The organism is Limosilactobacillus avium (assembly GCF_947381485.1).
Lineage (GTDB): Bacteria > Bacillota > Bacilli > Lactobacillales > Lactobacillaceae > Limosilactobacillus > Limosilactobacillus avium.
This window is the reverse complement of sequence record NZ_CANCWN010000015.1, coordinates 28,263-47,447: the sequence shown is the minus strand read 5'-3', so window position 1 is coordinate 47,447 and position 19,185 is coordinate 28,263. Positions and strand designations below refer to the sequence as shown.

21 protein-coding genes and 2 tRNA genes are annotated in these 19,185 nt (G+C 50.6%); 6 read left to right on the top strand and 17 right to left on the bottom strand.

What is annotated here, in order from left to right; genetic code table 11:
- Positions 1-270: 270 nt before the first annotated feature.
- On the top strand, positions 271-873 hold the full coding sequence (locus QOS01_RS06200; RefSeq protein WP_283621561.1) for a nitroreductase family protein: 603 nt from the start codon (positions 271-273) through the stop codon (positions 871-873).
- A gap of 123 nt (positions 874-996) precedes the next feature.
- A complete protein-coding gene (locus tag QOS01_RS06195) occupies positions 997-1,830 on the top strand; it encodes an AraC family transcriptional regulator (protein WP_283621560.1) in 834 nt (277 codons plus the stop codon).
- Positions 1,831-1,874: 44 nt separating this feature from the next.
- Here QOS01_RS06195 and QOS01_RS06190 read toward each other — a convergent pair whose 3' ends face one another.
- Positions 1,875-4,103, bottom strand: coding sequence for an alpha-galactosidase (locus QOS01_RS06190; RefSeq protein WP_283621559.1), 2,229 nt, complete (start codon positions 4,101-4,103; stop codon positions 1,875-1,877).
- A gap of 169 nt (positions 4,104-4,272) precedes the next feature.
- Here QOS01_RS06190 and QOS01_RS06185 point away from each other — a divergent pair, with 169 nt between their 5' ends.
- Positions 4,273-4,566, top strand: a complete 294-nt coding sequence (locus QOS01_RS06185) for a type II toxin-antitoxin system RelB/DinJ family antitoxin (protein ID WP_283621558.1) — start codon at positions 4,273-4,275, stop codon at positions 4,564-4,566.
- A gap of 177 nt (positions 4,567-4,743) precedes the next feature.
- Complete coding sequence (gene hpt, locus QOS01_RS06180; protein WP_283621557.1) at positions 4,744-5,283, top strand: hypoxanthine phosphoribosyltransferase; 540 nt, start codon at positions 4,744-4,746, stop codon at positions 5,281-5,283.
- 45 nt (positions 5,284-5,328) lie between these two features.
- On the opposite strand, the gene QOS01_RS06175 is transcribed toward hpt, so the two are convergent.
- The 11 genes from QOS01_RS06175 to QOS01_RS06125 form a co-directional block, all read right to left on the bottom strand.
- Positions 5,329-5,466, bottom strand: coding sequence for a hypothetical protein (locus QOS01_RS06175; RefSeq protein ID WP_283621556.1), 138 nt, complete (start codon positions 5,464-5,466; stop codon positions 5,329-5,331).
- Between the two features lie 130 nt (positions 5,467-5,596).
- Entirely contained in the window at positions 5,597-6,760 is a 1,164-nt protein-coding gene (locus tag QOS01_RS06170) for an RNA-guided endonuclease TnpB family protein (protein ID WP_283621555.1), read from the bottom strand.
- A gap of 166 nt (positions 6,761-6,926) precedes the next feature.
- Entirely contained in the window at positions 6,927-7,904 is a 978-nt protein-coding gene (locus QOS01_RS06165) for an aminotransferase class I/II-fold pyridoxal phosphate-dependent enzyme (RefSeq protein WP_283621554.1), read from the bottom strand.
- Between the two features lie 185 nt (positions 7,905-8,089).
- Positions 8,090-9,901 carry a KxYKxGKxW signal peptide domain-containing protein gene (locus QOS01_RS06160; protein WP_283621553.1) on the bottom strand — a complete coding sequence of 604 codons (1,812 nt, stop codon included), beginning with the start codon at positions 9,899-9,901 and terminating at the stop codon, positions 8,090-8,092.
- Positions 9,902-10,131: 230 nt separating this feature from the next.
- Positions 10,132-10,203, bottom strand: a tRNA-Gln gene (locus tag QOS01_RS06155).
- 6 nt (positions 10,204-10,209) lie between these two features.
- Positions 10,210-10,281, bottom strand: a tRNA-Glu gene (locus tag QOS01_RS06150).
- A 53-nt stretch (positions 10,282-10,334) separates the two neighbouring features.
- Entirely contained in the window at positions 10,335-10,574 is a 240-nt protein-coding gene (locus QOS01_RS06145; RefSeq protein ID WP_283621552.1) for a hypothetical protein, read from the bottom strand.
- 42 nt (positions 10,575-10,616) lie between these two features.
- The gene (locus tag QOS01_RS06140; protein ID WP_283621551.1) at positions 10,617-11,363 is read right to left on the bottom strand and encodes an alpha/beta hydrolase; all 747 of its coding nucleotides are present in this window, start codon (positions 11,361-11,363) and stop codon (positions 10,617-10,619) included.
- A 14-nt stretch (positions 11,364-11,377) separates the two neighbouring features.
- A complete protein-coding gene (locus QOS01_RS06135) occupies positions 11,378-12,283 on the bottom strand; it encodes an ArsR/SmtB family transcription factor (RefSeq protein WP_283621550.1) in 906 nt (301 codons plus the stop codon).
- Between the two features lie 162 nt (positions 12,284-12,445).
- Positions 12,446-13,540 carry an aspartate-semialdehyde dehydrogenase gene (gene asd, locus QOS01_RS06130; RefSeq protein ID WP_283621549.1) on the bottom strand — a complete coding sequence of 365 codons (1,095 nt, stop codon included), beginning with the start codon at positions 13,538-13,540 and terminating at the stop codon, positions 12,446-12,448.
- A gap of 109 nt (positions 13,541-13,649) precedes the next feature.
- A complete protein-coding gene (locus QOS01_RS06125) occupies positions 13,650-14,306 on the bottom strand; it encodes an NAD(P)H-binding protein (RefSeq protein WP_283621548.1) in 657 nt (218 codons plus the stop codon).
- A gap of 171 nt (positions 14,307-14,477) precedes the next feature.
- Here QOS01_RS06125 and QOS01_RS06120 point away from each other — a divergent pair, with 171 nt between their 5' ends.
- Entirely contained in the window at positions 14,478-15,488 is a 1,011-nt protein-coding gene (locus QOS01_RS06120) for a hydroxyacid dehydrogenase (RefSeq protein WP_283621547.1), read from the top strand.
- The gene (locus tag QOS01_RS06115) at positions 15,485-15,916 is read left to right on the top strand and encodes a winged helix-turn-helix transcriptional regulator (protein ID WP_283621546.1); all 432 of its coding nucleotides are present in this window, start codon (positions 15,485-15,487) and stop codon (positions 15,914-15,916) included. The genes QOS01_RS06120 and QOS01_RS06115 overlap by 4 nt, the downstream gene beginning before the upstream one ends.
- 100 nt (positions 15,917-16,016) lie before the next feature.
- Here the strand turns inward: QOS01_RS06115 and QOS01_RS06110 are convergent, their stop codons facing one another.
- The 5 genes from QOS01_RS06110 to QOS01_RS06090 all read right to left on the bottom strand — a co-directional run bounded on the left by QOS01_RS06110 (position 16,017) and on the right by QOS01_RS06090 (position 19,170).
- Positions 16,017-16,268, bottom strand: a complete 252-nt coding sequence (locus tag QOS01_RS06110; RefSeq protein WP_047769170.1) for a GlsB/YeaQ/YmgE family stress response membrane protein — start codon at positions 16,266-16,268, stop codon at positions 16,017-16,019.
- Between the two features lie 15 nt (positions 16,269-16,283).
- Positions 16,284-16,457 carry a CsbD family protein gene (locus QOS01_RS06105; protein ID WP_283621545.1) on the bottom strand — a complete coding sequence of 58 codons (174 nt, stop codon included), beginning with the start codon at positions 16,455-16,457 and terminating at the stop codon, positions 16,284-16,286.
- A 222-nt stretch (positions 16,458-16,679) separates the two neighbouring features.
- Positions 16,680-17,024: a carboxymuconolactone decarboxylase family protein gene (locus QOS01_RS06100; protein ID WP_283621544.1), complete on the bottom strand. Its 345-nt coding sequence runs from the start codon at positions 17,022-17,024 to the stop codon at positions 16,680-16,682.
- Positions 17,025-17,142: 118 nt separating this feature from the next.
- Entirely contained in the window at positions 17,143-18,435 is a 1,293-nt protein-coding gene (locus QOS01_RS06095) for a C1 family peptidase (protein ID WP_408612466.1), read from the bottom strand.
- A gap of 102 nt (positions 18,436-18,537) precedes the next feature.
- Positions 18,538-19,170, bottom strand: a complete 633-nt coding sequence (locus QOS01_RS06090; RefSeq protein ID WP_283621542.1) for a sugar O-acetyltransferase — start codon at positions 19,168-19,170, stop codon at positions 18,538-18,540.
- Positions 19,171-19,185 lie beyond the last annotated feature (15 nt).

Sequence of the window (19,185 nt, the reverse complement as noted above, 5' to 3'; positions counted from 1 at the left end):
CCCCTTTATAACTTGCGCCATTTTCACCACAATCTTTCATCATCGGCCAGTCAACAAAGCTAATTAATACCTGAACATCACTCTCTGTTAAGAATATTATATCATATCCTAAAACGTGCGTTCGATTAAAGGATTAAAAATAGGCAATTCATCACGTCCTTAAAAGAACGTGTTTCCTTGCCTGTTTTCAAAAATAATTCCCCTCTTGTATTGCTTCAACATGTTTGTTACTATTAGTAAGTGAAATGAACGAACAAGGAGGAATTAACTATGGAATCAAAATTAAATGAATTACTAGCTAAGCGGCGCAGCATCTACGCCCTGGGTAACCATGTTAACGCCCAACCCGAAGAGATCTTTGACCTGGTGAAGGCCACCGTCCGCAACTCACCAAGTGCCTTCAATAGCCAAACCGTCCGGGCGGTTGTCCTCTTTAACCAGTCATCAGATAAGGTGTGGGATATCGTTGAGGCAACGCTGCAGAAGATTGTTAAGGACCCGGCCGCTTTCCAGAAGACCAAGGAAAAGATTGCCAGCTTCCGCGCCGGTTACGGAACAATCCTCTACCTCACTGACACGGCGACCGTTCATAAGCTAGAAAAGCAGTTCCCATCCTATGCCGCCAACTTTGGCCCGTGGGCAGAACAAGCAATCGGTGGTGCCCAGCAGGCAGTCTGGGCCGCCCTGGCCGAACAGGGAATTGGTGCAAGCCTCCAGCACTACAACCCGCTGATTGACGACGCCATTCACGAAGCATTCAACCTCCCCGCTAGCTGGCAATTAAGGGCAGAAATGCCGTTTGGCTCAATCGAAGCCCCTGCTGGTGAAAAGGATTACTTGGCGGAAAGCGACGTCTTCGAGCTAATTAAGTAACTACTAGTGAAAAAGCTCCTCATGGCCACAAGCCACGGGGAGCTTTTGGATGTTTCATGTGAAACACGACACCAATTTTCAAGGAAAGGGGGTAAAATAGGTGGTAGAAGGGGGACGGCAAATATGGAAAAGGCAACCGCATTCGATTTTTCACCAACTAACGATTCTTTCTTGGGGATTACGTCCCTGGGACGGTCCGACACATTGCCTGGCCACCATTATGGTCCCGCCGTCCGTCCCTACTACCTAATTCACTATATTCTCGCCGGTACGGGTACCTTCCGGGTGAGCGACGTTGAGTACCACCTCCACGCCGGCCAGGGCTTTTTAATTGAGCCCAATTACCAGACCTACTACGTTGCGGACGAGTACACCCCATGGTCTTATGTGTGGGTTGGTTTTACCGGTAAGTACGCCGATGAGCTGGTCAACCAGCTGGGCCTTTCCGAAGACCTGCCGACCTTCAATAACCAGTATTCCTACGAACTGGTTGACTGTATCAACCACATCATGAAGTTACCACCGGATAAGCCGGAAAACGAGCTGCTTGCCAACAGCTACCTCCTGCGCTTCCTCAGCTTTATCGCCCGGTCGAAGCCCATCAACGCGCCCCACACGATTTTGCAAAAGAACCGGTACGTTGACCAGGCCATTCAGTACCTGAGTACCCACATTGCTACGGCATCGACTGACCAATTGGCTAGGGCCGTCAGCCTGGACCGCAGTTACCTCAGTGGCCTTTTTAAGAAGACGACCGGGCTGACTCCCAGTCAGTATATCCGCAACTTCCGCATCACGAAGGCCCGCCACTTATTGGAGTCCTCCCAACTGACGATTGACGAGATTGCCCAGGCCAGTGGCTACGAGCACGCTAATTCCTTTTCCCGAATCTTCAAGCGAACGTACGGCCTCAACCCACGCGAATACCGCAAGCAGGCTCAGGGAAAACATAAATAAGGTCGCTAGTATCCCGAAATCTCGGATACTAACGACCTTTTTCATTACTTTGCTTCAAAGATAAACAGCCGACTGTAAAAGTCAGTTACCTGCTTGGTGGCGGCTGACTGTTCCGACTCCGCATCGGAAACTACAAGGCCAATGTTAGCAAGTTCCTGACCATAGTAGCAACCCCAATCCTGACCGTTTTCTTCCTTAACCTGGTATTCCTGGTCAGCCAAGAGGCCCGGAATATGCTGGAGGCGGTATTCCGCGTTAACGTCGTTGAGCATCTTAAAGTAGCCCAGTGCCGCGTGTCGTTGGTCGGGGGACACCACTAGCCAGGCGGTGAAATTCCCCTCAAACGGTGTCTTCAACCGGTAGAAGCGGCCAAATTGGAACAGGCGCCGGTACTTCTTCATGAAGGTAATTTGGTCCTTAATTTGGGCCAACTCAGCCCCCGTCAGCTTACCCAGGTCGAGTTCGTAGCCGAGGTCCCCAAAGAAGGCGACGTCACCCCGGGCCTTTAGCGGCGTCACCCGGTTGACCTGTTCGTTAGGACAAACCGAAACGTGGGCGCCCATCGCGCTGGTCGGGTAACAGTACGAGGTCCCGGTTTGAATCTTCAACCGCTCACCGGCATCGGAATCATCACTCGTCCAGGCCTGTGGCGCGTAGTACAACATCCCCGCGTCAAAACGGCCGCCACCGGAAGCACAGGATTCAAAGAGGACCTTCGGGAAGGCCTTGGTCAGTCGGTCGTAGAGTTTGTAAACCCCCAGAATGTAGCGGTGGAAGATCTCCCCCTGCTGGTCCGGACGGTAGGCGGCGGAGTAGCATTCAGTGATGTTCCGGTTCATGTCCCACTTCACATAGTCAACGTGCCCGTCCTTAATAACCTTGGCAACCAGCTGGTAAATATAATCCACCACTTCCGGTCGGGAAAAGTCGAGGACGTACTGGCGACGGCCCTGGGATGGGTGCCGGTCCGGCGTCTGGATGATGTAGTCAGGGTGGTTGCGGTAGAGGTCACTATCCTTATTGACCATCTCCGGTTCGAACCACAGGCCAAACTGCATCCCCAACTGGTGAATTTTCTTTGAAAGGCCGCTGATCCCATCGGGTAAGCGGTCGCGGTTGACCCACCAGTCACCTAGGCCGGCCGTTTCCTTTGTCCGTTCCCCAAACCAGCCATCGTCGAGGACAAACAATTCAACCCCCAGCTGCTGGGCCTGCTTGGCGAGCCGGAGCAGCTTTTCTTCGTTAAAGTCAAAGTAAGTGGCTTCCCAGTTATTAATCAAAATCGGCCGCTCGCGGTCACGCCAGTAGCCCCGGGCAAGGCGGGTCTGGTAAAGGCGGTGGAAAGTCTGACTGAGGCTGTTCAGACCCTTACTGGTGTAAGCCATCACCGCTTCCGGAGTTTGGAACGACTCCCCCGGCTTGAGCTTCCAGGAGAAGTGGAAGGGGTTGATCCCCATCTGGACCCGGGTTACCTTGTAGGCGTCCACCTCCGCCTGGGCGAGGAAGTTACCGCTGTATACGAGGGAAAAACCATACGCTGCCCCCTGGAATTCGTCAGTGTGGGGCCGCTTCAGAATAACAAACGGGTTTTGCATGTGGCTAGAAGCGCCCCGGGTACTACCCACGGACTGGATGCCGGGACGGAGGTGGGCCACCTTCTTTTGTCGTTCCCGGCCCCAGGCACCAGAGAATTGCACCCAGTCGTAGTCATCGTCCGGCAGGTCCAGGTTCATGCTCATCGCCGTTGTCAGCTGGTGGGTCGCAGTCCCCTGGTTAATGAAGTAAACACTGCGGGCAATCGCGTCGTGGTCCGTGAAGATCGTGTAGTAGAGGACCATCTCAACCTTGGTAAGGTCGTCGCGAAGGGTGACCGCCAGCGTTGTGGCCTCACCATCGTCCTCAGTATACGTAGCGGGAAGGCCGGACAGTGTTGGCTTTCCTGCTGAAATTTGGTGACTGACGTAGTGGAAGTTCGTAACCGTACTACCGTTGGGCTGTTCGAGTTCGACTGCCGGCATCCGGTAGTCGCTGGTTCCGTATGACGGGTACTCCTGCTTGACGTTCCCCAGCGAGAATCCATAATCATCATAGACGTAGCTCATCATCGGCCGGTAGCCATTTTCGACCAGGTAACCGTGGTCACCTCTGTCCGGGACCCGGGCACCGAAGTAGAGTTGGCCCAGTTGGCCGTTTCTCAGCACCTTAATAATGTAGCTAATGTGGTCATTATACAGGTGAAACTCCTGACTCGTTTGGTGGTACTTAATTGGCATTTTATCGTGCTCCCTTCACAAATTTAGTTTCATTCTAGCTAATAAAAGCGCTTTTGTCGTTGACCGGTCGTGGGTAAAAGGGAACATTTTGTGGGGTCCCATAATTGACGACTGCTCTGTTTCACTATATACTTATTTATATAAATTAGTATACGAAGGAGCAATTTGAATGGCACAGATTAATATCAAAGTTGATGACCAATTGAAGGATGACGTTAGCGCTATTTTCAACGAAATGGGACTCGATATTACAACCGGCATTAAGATTTACCTCAAGCGGGTCCAAAGAGACAGGAGAATCCCCTTTGACCTTACCAGTAACCAGTTTGACGCCCAAAAGCTTGCCCAGCGTCACCAGAACGGTGACCAAGAGGTCGTTGCCAACCTGAACGAGCTCTTCAACGCCCTTGCTAACCAGGGAACGTCAACGGGAATTGGCGGAACCATCCTTAAAAAACGTTAAAAAAAGAAGCTGGAGCCGACATACTCCAGCTTCTTTTTTGACTTAATTTGCCAGTTTCCCTTTAAATAGTTCAGATTTATGTTAAAATTCAAGAGTTAAAAGGGGCCATCAAAGTGATTGTTTCGTAAAACACGAACATTATTTTAACTGGTAGCGACACGGCAAAAGGAGAATTTGATGAATAACGATATTGAACAAGTCTTATACACCCAGACGCAGATTGACCACCGGATGGATGAAATCGCCAACCAACTGACGGAGAAGTACCAGGACCAGTGTCCCCTGATTGTCTCCGTCATGACGGGGGCGGTCGTCTTCACGGTGGAGATGATCAAACGTCTTAAGTTTAAGCTCAACCTGGACTACGTCGACGTCTCCAGCTACGCCGATGGTACCCAGTCAGCGGGAAAGGTCAAACTTGTTCAGGACCTGTCGTCAAACATTGAAGGGCGCCCCGTTATCATCATGGAAGACATCATCGACACCGGTCATACCCTGAAGTACCTGGCGGACCTGTTGAAGGGGCGTGGCGCCAAAAGCATCGAAATCTGTGCCCTCCTCGACAAGCCGGACCGCCGAGAAGTTGATGTCGAGGCGGACTACGTTGGTTTCAAGGTTCCCAATGAATTCATCGTTGGCTACGGGCTCGATTACAGCGGCCTCTACCGTAACCTCCCCTACATTGGAATCCTGAAACGGTCCGTTTACGAAAATTAAGATTATCCTATGGCACTCCGTCATCGTTTGGTAACGGGGTGCCTTTTATTTTTCAGCTAAGAAGGCGCTCACCCGGGAAAGGCCAGCCATCAAGTGATCACTTTCAAAGGCATAGCCAATCCGGACTGAATTCTCAACGCCAAAGCAGGCCCCGAGGACCAGGAGCGTCTGGTACTTGGCCATTAGCTGATCACGTGAACTACTCGGCCATTAATGACCGCGCTTCTGGGAACATAGAGTAGTATTTAGGATGTTATACCTGTATTCAAGCTACCTAACTTACAGAACTCCACTCTTTTACCATGGCTAGTCCCTAGCCAATAGCTTTTAATCCTTGATGTAAGATATTAACTGCCGCATTAATATCGCGATCGTGATGAGTACCACAGTTTGGGCAAGTCCATTGACGAACCTCGAGTGGTTTAGGACCAGTATGATAGTTACAGTGGCTACAAATTTGACTGGTATAGTCCGGTTTAACAGTTACTAATTTCTTACCATACCAGGCACATTTATATGCCAACATAATGCGGAACTGATACCAACTAGCATTCGTAATGGCCTTAGCTAGGCAGTGATTTTTCTGAAGGTTTTTGGCTTTCAAATCTTCAATGACAATTACGTCGTACTGCTTAACCAAGGTCGTTGTCAATTTATGTAAATAATCTTTACGCTGGTTCGCTACCTTAGCTTGGTAACGGGCCTTTTGTTGCTGGGCTCGTTGCCAGTTTTGGTAATCACCTAGTTCTTTCTTGATGGTTTTGTGGTTATGGTTCCATTGAAAGACGGCAACCGTCGCCTGATGCTTCCGTTTGGCATACTTACTTTGCCACCTGATTGCTTGCTTTTCTGCCCATTTAGCGTTAAAGGTTCCGTACTTAATCCCATCAGAACTAATGGCTAGATTAGCGATACCAACATCAATTCCGACTGCTTTTCCCGTCTTCTTTAAGTGTTCGGGAACCTCAACCGCCACTTGTAATGACAGATAGTAGCGGCCAGTGGGCTCGAGGCAAACCGTATAGCACTTAATCTTGTTATTAGCTAACCGGGTGGTTTTACTGGTTCGAATGCTACCCAGCTTAGGTAATCTCACTCGCCGCTTAGCAAGCACCCGACAAACTGACCGCCCCGTATAAGCTTGCCGAATAGCGCGACGCGATTTAAAACGTGGGTAACCGCCCCGATGTTTAAATAACATCTTGAAGGCTTGGGCGAGGTTGTGATTAACCACTAGAAAACTAGTTGAGTCACTCGCCCTAAGAAATGGGTATTCCTGTTTGAGTCTTTTCAGTAGATAATTCATTCCGTATTCATTGACAAAGTGACTACTGGGATTATTCTGATATCGCTCCTTGGCCATCGCCAACATTTGGTTCCAAACGAAGCGCTCGTTACCAAACATCTGCCATAATTGTTCCCTTTGCCGGCCATTGGGATATAGGCGAAGTTTGATTCCCTTTATAACTTGTGCCATTTTCACCACAATCTTTCATCATTGGCCAGTCAACAAAGCTAATTAATAACTGAACACCACTCTCTGTTAAGGACATTATATCATATTCTGAAACGTATGTTCGATTAAAAGATTAAAAATAGGCAATTCATCACGTCATTAAAAGAACATGTTTCCTTGCCCATTTTCAAAAAGCGGTGCTGGCCAAGGGGGCATCGTAATAAAGTAAAGCAGTGGTCCCCGCAGTTGGCCGTTGCCACGAAATCTTATCCTGCCCGGCAACCCACTTGGTTAAAAGCTGGAGGTTTTCCCGGATAATCAGGCGGTTACGGTGCAGGATCTTTTGCCAGTTCTGCAGGGCCAGCGTACCGATCATCTCATCCACGACACCACAGGAAATGGTGGCATAGTCCCGGTGAGAAAGGAGTTGGGTCATCAGCGCCCGGTCACGAGTAGCAATCCAACCTAGGCGGAGGCCGGCCAGCGAGAAGGCCTTGGAAAAGCTACTGGTAGAAATTCCCTTTTCATAAAGGTCAATAATTGATGGTGAATACTGGTCGTCCTGGGTTAGGTGGCGGTAAACTTCGTCACATAAGACATAAGCATCAACGGACTTGGCAACCGTCACTACCTCTTCAAGTTTAGCTTCTGGTATCAGGGCCCCGGTTGGGTTATCGGGATTATTCAGGATGATCAGCTTGGTGTGCGGCGTCACCAGCTGCTTAAGTTCTTGGATGTCCGGGAGGTAGTGGTTCTCCTTGGTCAGGGGCAGTAACTTAACGGTTGCCCCCAGGGCCTGGGGAATCGACTCCAACTGCTGGTAAGTCGGCGTTACCACCACTACCTCGTCCCCGGGCTCGACCACCGTATTGAGGACCAGGTTATTGGCACCAATTGCGCCGTGCTCGGTCACAATGTCATCCGGTGCAAGCGGCGTCCGGTAGAGCTGGGCAATCCCCTGCTTCAGCTTGCTGGCCCCCTCAATTGCCCCGTAAGTTAGGCGCGTGTCCAATAGCTTAGTGGTAAATTCGTTTTCGTCGACTCCAGCAACTTTCAGGAGCGCCCGGAGGGAAAGCGGTGAGACACAGGTTTCACCCAAGTTGTACTGGGCCTTAGTTTCGTACTTATTCATCCACTGTTCTACTCCAAAATCCTTGATTTTCATCTGTTTGTCCTCCTTAAAAAATAAGGCACTTATAGCAAACCTTAGATGGCCAGGCCATCATACCTGCGGCTTACTATAAGTGCCTAGAGCTTACCCAACCGGTGTCGGGTAAGCCGTTTTTTAATTTGAAACTAATTTATTCTCTTTAGGCAGCATTGTCAAGGTACCAGCATAGAAAGATTTCCTTACAGCGGCGTCACCCGGTTAGGGTTAAGTACATCTAGGTAAAAACGGGCTTCATTGGCATTAGTACCATTCTCATCATCAGCATACTGACTAATAAGGGTGTACTTATGGCCGATTTGGCAATCGGTCATATATCCCTCAATGAAGAATCCCGAGTCTGCAGCGTTCTTATATTGCTGACCAAAACGTTTTGCCACGTCAGGCTGCTTATGATTCATTTTCATCCAGTCTTCCATTGGCATATCGTCGCAGATAAACTGCTTTGCTGATAAGACCTGGTTAGTGGTGTTATCAAGCATTATGAACCGGCGATATTTTTTAGTGTCATTGGTCGCGTGCCACCCCTCCGCAATAAAACTCAAGAAATTAGGGCTGATCTGTGCACCTATTGCGTGTCTTTCCCGATAAAGTTTAAAACTCTTAAGGTGGGCCGCATTTTCGGCTGTTGGTGCTGGTTGACCAATTGGCGCTGGTTGAGCTGGTTGACCAGCCACTAACTGCTTAGGATAGAACCAATGATCGACCGGAGTACTACCGTTACCAGCTTGGTCATTGGTCCACCGGCTAACGACCAGGAGCTCGTGGCCATCCCAAGCCTTATTATATGGGATGGTTATATTAAGCCCAGAGTTTGCCGCATTGGCGATATGTGGGAAGACCTTGGCAACGTCAGGACGGGATTGATTTGTCGTTACCAGCTGACGGGCAACCTCTATGCCGGCCGTATGGTCAAGGACGATGATGTAATGGTACTTCTTGCCATAGGCCAGATTATCCGCGTGCCAACCCGCAATAGTCATTTGCCCATCCTTTTCAACAAACTGGTCAAGGTTAGCACGGTCGTCATCGTCACCGAAAAGCCATTGTGGATCAAACCATTTATCGACATAGTTGCTGTTGGCGTCAGCGGCCCCAGTCCACCGACTGATAAATAGAACTTCATCGTTAACAAACGCTGGATTCAGGTCAAAGTTAAGGTCAAAGCCAGATTGGTTGGCGTTGAACACACCCGGGTATGCCTTGGCAACGTCCCCCCGGACATTATTATCCGTGACTTCTTGCCGTGCAATCTCCCGATTTTGGGTCTTATCATAAGCGATGATGTAGTGGTGACTGCGGTTCCCTATTGCCGCCTGGTTTGTTGCGTGCCAGCCATGAACACGAACCTGATTACCATTCAGCTCAACACCGTCAAGGTAAGCATAGTTATTCATATCGATATGAACTGGTAGCCAATAATCGGTACGCAGGCCTTCACCGTTCTTAGTGTCGTTACTGTAACGACTTACCAAGACTAAAGAGTCACCTAGGTTAGCATACGGGATCTCCAAACTTGCCCGGAAGCCTGCTTTTTGACTGTTAGCAATCCCCGGGTAAACCTTTTGGACGTCAGGACGGTTGATAATATCAGGTCCAGCAACCTTGACCCGCGCCAGTTCTGAGTTTGTTGTTTTGTCAAACATGATGGCATAGCGGTAAGGCAGGGTCTGACTAGCATCGGCTGCGTGCCAACCAGTTGCAACCACCTGTACGTTGCCCGCCGTTGATGACGGCGCCAGTTCTACCTTGTCCAGGTAACCCTTATTTTCATTATTAGTTGCTTGGCCATTTGTAGCAGCAAACTGCTGTTGGGTAGTCGCCGTCATGGTGGTGGAACTTTGGTTTGCCTGCTGAGCTACCGTTGCCGTTTGCGTCGGCGTCGTTGTATCAGCACTGGCATTGCTGGTCAGCATAATCCCCCAAGTTGCCAATGCAATTGTTGCCGTTAGCCACAGTTTGCCGGCTTTGTATAACTTCTTATGTTCTTTCATTAGAATGAAAACTCCCCTCAAAATAACTTGCAGACTTGTACCCGGTAAAGTGCAATCCTGCAGTATTTTAATTATATAGTTACTTTCCTAATAAAAGGGAGAAATCTGCGAACGCTTTCAAAAACATCGCTTTTAGCTGAAATATTGAGAGGAAAAATTTCAGTTTCTGCATAAAAGCAAAAAAAGGTGGTCAAAACGGACACAATCCGTTTTGACCACCCTAAAGCTGATTGGGCTAGCTGGATTCGAACCAGCGCATGACGGTACCAAAAACCGTTGCCTTACCGCTTGGCTATAGCCCAATAAAGTGACCCGTGCGGGATTTGAACCCACGATACCAGCGTGAAAGGCTGGTGTCTTAACCACTTGACTAACGGGTCATTCAACAGCATTAACTATTCTAATAAACTTCATCCTAAAAAGCAAGAACTTTTTACAATTTTATCTGCCGCCGGATCAGGTTGCCGTAAGAGTGTTGGCCGCTTTCAATCACCTTTGCCCGGTTTTCGGCCTTGATCCAGTAGTCGAGCTCCTTAGCCGCTGCCAGTGACCGGTACGTTTCCGGATAGTCTTTTTGGTAGGCCCGACGCTTGGCCGCCAGTGCTTCCTCGTAGACCCGCTGGCAGTCCGCCACCGTCTTGGCCCGGACCAGTGCTGTTTGATAGTCATCCACTGGGGTCACCCTCCTTGTACGTATAGGATTATCTATATAATCCTAATTCTTGAGAAACTCAGTTACCGTGTTCAGAATTCCATCTAGCTTGGCGCCCTCCAGCATGTGGTCCTCACCCTCCATTAGGTAAAGCTTGCTCTCGGGCAAAATAACGTTGTACTTGCGTGCGGCCTCGGGTGAAACGACCTTATCAGCGAGGCCATGAATGATCAGGGCTGGGCCAGCGAAGTGTTGGGCCGTCTCGTAAATTGGCAATAGTTGGGCGGTCCGGAAGTACTGACCACTAACGTCCTGGTCGTGTACCCGGACCTTCAACGGAATGTGGTTGGGGTCGTACTTGGTCCCCTGACACTCACCCACTAGGACATCGTCCTTCAGGGTCGCGGCCGGGGACATCAGGACGAGCTTGTTAATCACGTCGCGGTAGTAGGCCGCCAGCATTGAAGCTACGACCCCACCTTGGGAGTGGCCCACCAGGTCAATCGTTTTTGCACCCATCTTTGTCCGCGCAAAGTCAATGATTGCCATCCCGTCCAGCAATTCACCCAGCACTGTCATATTGGCGAAGTCGCCATCACTCTCACCACAACCAGCAAAGTCCATCCGCAAAGTTGCTAGGCCGGCCTTGTTCAGGGCGTGGGACAGGTCATAGAGAATTTTGCCAGCCTCATAGCCACGGTTTCCTTGGAAACCATGCATTAGGATCACGACATGGTCATTCTTGAGGCTGGTTGCCCCCTCCAGGACCCCACGGAGGGTGAGTCCGGAGCGTTTAATTTCAACTTTCATTTCTTCTTCCCCTTCTAGTGTTCGTTTGCTTGGCTGTAGTAAAAGGTGCCCTTGATTCCCTGGTCATGGTTGCCGAAATGGTTGCCAAAAATCGTGCAGCCCCCGGCATTCTTGGCCTTTTCCTTAACCTCAATCCGCAGCGTCCAGAAACTCTTATGCGAATCAATATCGCTAATCACGGTATCGGCAGCGTGGTGGCCGTCAATGAAAGAACCGTGCTTGGAAATCCGGAATGACTTCAGGATCCCGTACTGGTTCATATCATTGTAAACCCACTTTGGCGTGTACTTCCCCCGCACGTCTGAGAAGTCACCCGGGCTGGTCCAGGTCCCGATCTCGTACCCATCAAGGCTGACGGTAATGTCAGACGGCCACTTATTATTGGAGAACGGGAACTCGGAACTCAGCTCCGCCGACAACTCGATCATCTCCAAATCCTGGTCGGGGGTCAGGTAGTTGGGAATCTTGTATTCGATGTAACCCTTGGCAAACCACACCATCCCAGCCTGGTAACGTTGCGGGTCCACAAAGTAGCGTGGGTTGTCCACTTTACCAATGAAGCCCTTTTGCCCGGCCAGCCCGCACGAGGGCTTAACGTCAAAGTTGCTAAACTGGCCCACCGGGATCTCAACGTGGTAGTTCTCGTACGGAACGTACAGTTGTTGCGGAAAGTTAATGTCGATCGTATCAATCTGCAGGCTTGAGATCCGCTGGTTTCCCTTCTTTTCCGTCCGAATGATGTGGGCGGCTTCCAGCTTATTCAAGTGCATAATGATAATCGTACTGCTTAAGCCCAGCGCCCTAGAAAGCTGGGCAACGTTCATCTTGCTCTTGGACAGTAAGTTGATAATCGCGATCCGGACCTTACTGTCTAAGGCCGTAAAGACCGGGAGCGACTTCTCCGAAACGTCAATATCCATATTTAATTCCCCTCTTTATCAACGTCCACTATCACAATAATATTAATACAAATATTAACATCGAGCCACCGCTTTGTGAATTATTCTGCCTAAAACGGACACGCCTCACAGAGTAAAAAAATAAGCTTGCGGGCACCGTTGCTCGCAAGCTTATCTAATCATTTACTTAGCTTCAATATAACCCTTAGCCTTCAGTAATTCGGCTAGTTCAATCGCCCCACCGGCGGCACCACGGGCGGTGTTGTGGGACAGGCCGACAAACTTCCAGTCGAAGAGCTTGTCTTCCCGCAGACGGCCAATGGAAATTCCCATGCCGTGCTCGAAGTTGACGTCGTAGCGGACTTGCGGCCGGAAATCATCATCCAGGTATTGGATGAACTGCTTAGGGGCACTTGGCAACCCCAGCTTTTGTGGTTCACCACTGTAGTCCTCCAGGGCCTTGATCAATTCTTCCTTGCTTGGCTTTTGCTTAAAGTTAACGAAGGCCGCCACGGTGTGCCCGTACAGTACTGGCACCCGCAAACACTGGCTGGTGATCACTGGTGATTGGGCCGGCACGATGGCCTTCTTCTCATCGTCGACGTGGCCCCAGATCTTCAGTGGCTCGTCTTCGGACTTCTTTTCTTCACCAGGAATATATGGGATGACGTTCCCCTGGATTTCTGGTGCCCCTTCCAGCGTCTTTCCGGCACCGGAGATGGCCTGGTAGGTACATGCCAGGGCCTGGGTCGGTTCAAACTTCATCCAGGCTGCCAGGGCTGGCGTATAACTTTGGATTGAACAGTTGGGCTTAACCGCCACGAACCCGTGCTTAGTTCCCAGGCGTTCCCGCTGGTACTTGATGACTTCGATATGGTCCGGGTTGATTTCAGGAACCACCATTGGAACATCCGGCGTCCACCGGTGGGCACTATTATTGGAAACAACTGGGGTCTCGTGCTTAGCGTACTCGTCTTCCAGCTGGCGAATGGCGTCCTTGTCCATGTGGACCGCGGAGAAAACAAAGTCAACCTGGTCGGCAACCTTGTCAACGTCCTCCGCATCAAGGATAGTCAGGTTCTTGACGTTTTCCGGAATTGGGGTCGTACCCATCTTCCAGCGGTCCTTAACGGCTTCACCGTATTTCTTACCAGCACTATGCTTGCTGGCGGCCACGGCCGTCACTTCAAACCAGGGGTGGTTAGCAAGTAATGTAATAAAGCGTTGGCCAACCATCCCGGTCGCACCAATCACACCGACTTTTAGCTTTGCACTCATTCCAAATGCCTCCATACTTTTATCATTAATTTTTAATCATCTTCTAATATACACTTATTATTTAAAAGTTTCCATGTTTTTACGATAAAAGTGGCGACAAGATTGCAAGTTAGTACCAAGCCGGTTTATCGCCAGCGGTGTGCGGCTTGTTAACACCGAGGTCCTGACGGGCATACTTGGCAGGGTGGGCAATCACTTCTTCTACCAAGTTGCCAATTGACTTTCTGGAAACCTCGGTCCCCTTAAAGGGTTCGCCCCGCTTGGTGGTTTCGTAATCAACCTCGTCCTTATCGGTCAGCCAGGCCGGCCGGATAATGGTGTAATCAAGGTCAGATGCCGAAACCACGTCGGCGGCTTTGCGGTAGGTGCCCAGGTAGCTGTCTTCCTTGCCCCCACCGAGCATTTCATTATTCCATTCGCCGAACTTGCCAGGGACCTCATCATAGATACCAATCGAAGAGATCCATACCAGCTGCTTGACCCCGTTTTGGTCCATTGCCTCAACGATGTTTTGGGCCTGCTGCTCAATCTGGGGGTTCCGCAGGTTGGCGTACACAACGTCCGCCTTGGCTACCGCTGCATTTAGCTCCGCCGTCTTCAAGGTATCGCCCTTGATCACCGTCTCCCGGACATCATCAACGTTGGTCAGGTTCTGGGGATGACGGGTAAAGAGCAAGAGGTGGTCGTCAGTCTTCTTTAAGAGGGCCGTAATTGCGTGCCCCGCGATCTTACCAGTTGCACCGAGAATCAAAACTTGTTTCGTCATTATTATCGTCCTCCTCGTTCTTCGTTCACTTACCAGTATAGTAGGATTATGGCTTATTAAAAGTAAGCACTTTTGGGTAAGCTAGTTACCCACGGGTAAGATACCGTTGAGCGCTGGGCACTCACGCAATTCACCTTTTTTGCCATATAATAGGGGAAAGGAGGCGCACTTATGAAAATTGTAATTGCTGACTACCCTGAATCGATGATGAAAAGCCACCAGCTGGAGAAAAAGGTCCTACAGGCGGGCCTTCCCGGCTGCCAAGTCGTGGTCTTCCCCTACCAGGATGACCGCCGGACAGCTTTTCTAGAGGAAATCCACGATGCTGATGCGCTCCTCACCGCCTTCATCAAGGTTGATGAAGAGATGCTGCGGGCGGCACCACAGCTCAAAGTGGTTTCCATCAACGCCACCGGTTACGATAACGTTGACCTGACGGCGGCCCGGCAGCATGGGGTCGCCGTCTGCCCCGTCGGTGAGTACTGTACGGAGGATGTTGCTGAATTCACTATCACCACCATGCTTGCCCTGGTGCGTAACCTCAAGGCCTACCTAAGCGACGTCGACCACCAGCACGAGTGGCGCTATGATTACGCCCAGCCTAACTGCCGGCTTAGTAACATGACGCTGGGGATCTTCGGCCTCGGTAAAATTGGCCGGGCCGTTGCCAAGAAGGCCGCCGCGCTGGGGATGACGGTTATCGCCAACGACCCCTTTATCAGTAAGGAAAACTACGCCAAGGTAGCTGACCGGGTAAGGCTGACCAGCGTCAACGATATCTTGGCCCATGCAGACGTCATCACCAACCACATGAACCTCAACGACAGTAACCACCACTTCTTTACCGCCGACCGCTTCCAGAAGATGGCCAAGCACCCCTACTTTTTGAACATGGCCCGGGGCGCCGAGGTCAACGAGGACGACCTGGTCCAAGCATTGGATGAGCGGCAAATCAAAGGGGCAGCCCTGGATGTTCTGGCAACCGAGTTCCCCGACCTCGCCCATAATCCGTTGGTCGGCCGGGAAAACGTCCTGGTCACGCCGCACACCGCCTTTTACAGCACTGACTCGGTGACTGCCCTGCAAAGGATTTCGTGTCAAAATATCGTCGACTACCTGACCGGCCACCCGGAAAAGGTCTTCAAACTCGTGGTTAACCCCCAGGAAGGAGGAGAACAATGACCGCTCCCAAGATGTTTAATACCGGCGCTGAATACGCCCTTTCCATCATCGGCGGTAAGTGGAAGCCCGTTATTTTATACCTGCTGGCGGGGCACCCTCGCCGGACGAGTGAACTTGTGAAACAACTGGGTGCCTCATACAAGGTGCTTAGCGACCAGCTTCGTGAGCTGGTGGATGCGGGCATTGTTAGCCGCAAGAGCTTCAACACGATGCCACCCCACGTTGAATACCGGTTGACCAGTGAGGGAGAAAATCTCTACGCCGCCCTGCGCTACCTGAACTACTGGGGTGAGCAGCGGGCAGCAACCGACCCTGATGTTAAAATTATGTGCACCGAAAAGATGAAGGAGCTGGGTAACGACGGCCTCTGCGTTATTACCAAGCAGCACCTCCACCACTGGAAGCAAGAAATTATTAAACAAAAGTGATGTTTCATGTGAAACTTATTTGAGTGAGCAGTAAATGTTCCGCAAAATAAAAGCACTTCTCAACACCCCAATCGGGATACTGAGAAGTGCTTTTTCTTTCTTAGGTTTCCGGCCGGATGCCGAAAATCAGGGAGACGATTAGTACCAGGATCACCGCACCGATGATTGACGGGACAACTGCCATCCCCGCAACCTGGGGTCCCCAGCTACCAAGAACTGCTTCACCGAGTGAGGAACCAACCAGTCCAGCGATGATGTTACTGATGACCCCCATGGAGCCACCGCGTTTGGTAATCGCTCCGGCAATCAAACCGATCACGCCACCAACGATTAATACCCATAACCAATGCATTGCGTCCCCTCCTTACTATTCTTTATCTTTTAATTCGTCCTTAACGTCTTGGGCCTTGTCTTTGGCCTTACCAAATGTTTTTTGGATTTTGCCTTCCGCTTGTTCGCTCTTGTCATTGGTCAGTTTACCCTTGACTTCCTTGAACTTGCCGGCAACTTGATCCTTTAATCCGTGTTTATCGCTAACCATCGTAATCAACCTTTCGCTGTTGTCTATTGCGACACGACAATTCGGGCCTTTCTCCCGGTGACTAGTGACATTTGCTGATTTTAGTGTACCAAGGCTCCCGGCCCCCAGCAATCCTTTTGCGGTGACCTTACGCTTTAGTTAACCTTCTTGGCGAATCTTAAGATTTTGATTAAAAAAAGCGCGAGCGCCCGGTTTTACCCGTACGCTCGCGCTAAATTCCTCCTACTTGTCTCCGAGGAGCTGGTCAGCACATGCTAGTGCCTTGCCACCGTATACCGTTGATGGGCCACCACCCATCATGATGGCAACGTTGATGGTTTCAACAATTTCATCCCGCGTGGCACCAAGCTTAATGGCACCCTGCACGTGTTGAATAATACAGCCCTCACAGCGAATCGTGATTGCAATGGCTAATGCTTCTAAGGCCTTGGTCTTGCTATCTAAGGCCCCGGCCTTGATTGCCTCATCGTGGACGTTTAAGAAGGCCTTCCCCGTTGCTCCCGTGCTGGAAAAGAGGTTCTTATTATTTGCCATTACTTCGGCTAACTCTTGCTTGTAATCAGTCATCTTCAGCCACCCTTTCATGATCAACATCTAAACATCTGTTTAAATAATACTATATGGAAAGCGCTTTCTCAAGTGAGTGTTTAAAAAGGCCACGCCCAATTGCATGGCCCTTTCAAATCTATTGTAGTGAATCCCAAGCCGTCAGTTCGACCGGTTCACTTGCGGCCAGTTTTTGCAGGTCGGCTGGCAGGTACTTCTTGTCAATTACTGCTTCGTAGGTATATTCCTCAAACCAGTCCTGGGTCATCACGAAGTAACCATTGTCCCCGTTATCCTTGCCCCAGCTGTTTTCAATCTTCCACCGGCTTGGTTGACCGTTTTCCAGGTCAAAGCCGGTCAGGGTCATGGCGTGAGAAACCATTGCCTGCCGGGATTCCAGCCGGTCCTTCTTGTCCATTGTAAAGTCCACGTCCAAAAGTTCGGCGCGGTGGAAGAGCTGGGCATCCATCAGGCCCCGCTTCCGGTCCATCTGTTGGAGGACGTCATTACCAACCCAGACGGTTTCACCCGCCTTTAACTGCTTGATTGCGGCGTCCTGGAGGTCCTTAAACGGTACGTTCATAAACTTGATTGGCACCCCACCAACCACGCTATCCTGGGTTGGCATTGAGTAAACCTTACCGTACTCGTGGTCCGGTGCATTGGTGACCACCACGTAGTCGTTGAAGTTGGTGTCGAAGTACTGGTGGTAGAAGTCAAGCGGCGTCAAACCGAGAACCTGGTGGAACTTCTTGTCGTCGTCTTTAAATTCCAGGTCAAACTTAACCGGTGGTTCACCGAAGGAGTAGGCAGCAACCTTGTAGACGTCGGCCATCATTTCTTCCTTAGCCGCATCCAGGTCCGCCTCCTTGGCCCCGTCGTTAACCAGCCTGCGGAGCTTCAAGGCATCCTTACGCATCAGGTAGTTCATTACCTCGGCCACATCAGTAGTGTCCTTGGTATTGTGCGTGTCCGGCATGACGTATTCCGGAACGACCCCGTACTTTTCAACAATGGCGGCGGCGTTGGCCCACTGACCACCGTCATTCAGGGCAAAACTAAGGTAGAAGTCGACCAGCCGGTCATGGAGGGGCTTATCCGCCGTCTCAATAATCTTTTGGAAAAACATGTTTGCCCGTTCAATCCGGTCCCAGAAGAAAAGGTAGTTTTGGGAAAGCTCGAAGTCTTTAAAGTTGTACTTCTTCGCAAACTTGTGCCGGAGGGTATTCAGGGTCGCAAATGACCAGCAACGACCACTGTGCCGCTGGTTACTTGGCTTCCCCGTCTTGATCTCATAGGAAAAGGCCCGGTGGAGGCGCTGACTGGCGATGGGGTCCTCACTAGCGTTTTTGATCCCGTTCTTTTGTACCGCCCGGGAGATGACTGCTGCATCCTTGCGGGCGTGGAAAATTTTTTGGTATTTTTCAACCATTGCTGTTGTTAACTGGCTTTCTTTTGCCACAATAATCCCTTCTTAATTAAAACATTTACTACTATCATAGCGCATTTACGGTGGGGCAACATCAATATTGACCTATTCACCGTAGTGGTAGTCGCCGGTCCGGTTTTCCATTCCCCGGTAGCGGTCATCAGTCCAGAGGGGCCGAATTACTTTTGCCGGATTACCGGCAGCGATGACGTTGGCGGGGATGTCAGCAACCACCACGCTCCCGGCACCAATGATGCTGTTATCACCAATCGTAACCCCGCCGACCACGGTTACACTAGCGCCAAACCAGACGTTATTGCCCACCGTGATGGGGCGCGATTCAACGTAGCCCGCCCGGCGGCCGACCGCGTCTTCCACGTGGTTTGAGGTGTAGAAGCCGCACTTAGGACCAATCTTGACCTCATCGCCAAACTTAATTGGCGCGCAGTCCATGAAGAAGCAGTCGTAATTAGCAAAGAAGTTGCGGCCCAAAAAGATGTTCCGGCCAAACTCAACATGGAAGTTGGGCAGGACCGTGAACCCGTTCGCCGGCGTCTTCGCAAAGAGCGTCTTCAGCATCGCTAAGTCGGCCTTCCCCGTCCGGTAATATTCAAAGTTGTACTGTCGGCACAAGTCGAGGGCCCAGTTGCGGACCGCCGTGATTTCTGGAGCAACGTCGTCATAGGGTTCCCCCGCGTTGACCGTCGTCAGGACCTTCTTAATTAGCTGTTCATCCATCGTAAATTCTCCTTT

Coding starts and splice junctions, on each gene's coding strand:
- QOS01_RS06200 (WP_283621561.1), top strand. CDS start 271: ATGGAATCAAAATTAAATGAATTACTAGCTAAGCGGCGCAGCATCTAC.
- QOS01_RS06195 (WP_283621560.1), top strand. CDS start 997: ATGGAAAAGGCAACCGCATTCGATTTTTCACCAACTAACGATTCTTTC.
- QOS01_RS06190 (WP_283621559.1), bottom strand. CDS start 4,103: ATGCCAATTAAGTACCACCAAACGAGTCAGGAGTTTCACCTGTATAAT.
- QOS01_RS06185 (WP_283621558.1), top strand. CDS start 4,273: ATGGCACAGATTAATATCAAAGTTGATGACCAATTGAAGGATGACGTT.
- hpt (WP_283621557.1), top strand. CDS start 4,744: ATGAATAACGATATTGAACAAGTCTTATACACCCAGACGCAGATTGAC.
- QOS01_RS06175 (WP_283621556.1), bottom strand. CDS start 5,466: ATGGCCAAGTACCAGACGCTCCTGGTCCTCGGGGCCTGCTTTGGCGTT.
- QOS01_RS06170 (WP_283621555.1), bottom strand. CDS start 6,760: ATGGCACAAGTTATAAAGGGAATCAAACTTCGCCTATATCCCAATGGC.
- QOS01_RS06165 (WP_283621554.1), bottom strand. CDS start 7,904: ATGAAAATCAAGGATTTTGGAGTAGAACAGTGGATGAATAAGTACGAA.
- QOS01_RS06160 (WP_283621553.1), bottom strand. CDS start 9,901: ATGAAAGAACATAAGAAGTTATACAAAGCCGGCAAACTGTGGCTAACG.
- QOS01_RS06140 (WP_283621551.1), bottom strand. CDS start 11,363: ATGAAAGTTGAAATTAAACGCTCCGGACTCACCCTCCGTGGGGTCCTG.
- QOS01_RS06135 (WP_283621550.1), bottom strand. CDS start 12,283: ATGGATATTGACGTTTCGGAGAAGTCGCTCCCGGTCTTTACGGCCTTA.
- asd (WP_283621549.1), bottom strand. CDS start 13,540: ATGAGTGCAAAGCTAAAAGTCGGTGTGATTGGTGCGACCGGGATGGTT.
- QOS01_RS06125 (WP_283621548.1), bottom strand. CDS start 14,306: ATGACGAAACAAGTTTTGATTCTCGGTGCAACTGGTAAGATCGCGGGG.
- QOS01_RS06120 (WP_283621547.1), top strand. CDS start 14,478: ATGAAAATTGTAATTGCTGACTACCCTGAATCGATGATGAAAAGCCAC.
- QOS01_RS06115 (WP_283621546.1), top strand. CDS start 15,485: ATGACCGCTCCCAAGATGTTTAATACCGGCGCTGAATACGCCCTTTCC.
- QOS01_RS06110 (WP_047769170.1), bottom strand. CDS start 16,268: ATGCATTGGTTATGGGTATTAATCGTTGGTGGCGTGATCGGTTTGATT.
- QOS01_RS06105 (WP_283621545.1), bottom strand. CDS start 16,457: ATGGTTAGCGATAAACACGGATTAAAGGATCAAGTTGCCGGCAAGTTC.
- QOS01_RS06100 (WP_283621544.1), bottom strand. CDS start 17,024: ATGACTGATTACAAGCAAGAGTTAGCCGAAGTAATGGCAAATAATAAG.
- QOS01_RS06095 (WP_408612466.1), bottom strand. CDS start 18,435: ATGGTTGAAAAATACCAAAAAATTTTCCACGCCCGCAAGGATGCAGCA.
- QOS01_RS06090 (WP_283621542.1), bottom strand. CDS start 19,170: ATGGATGAACAGCTAATTAAGAAGGTCCTGACGACGGTCAACGCGGGG.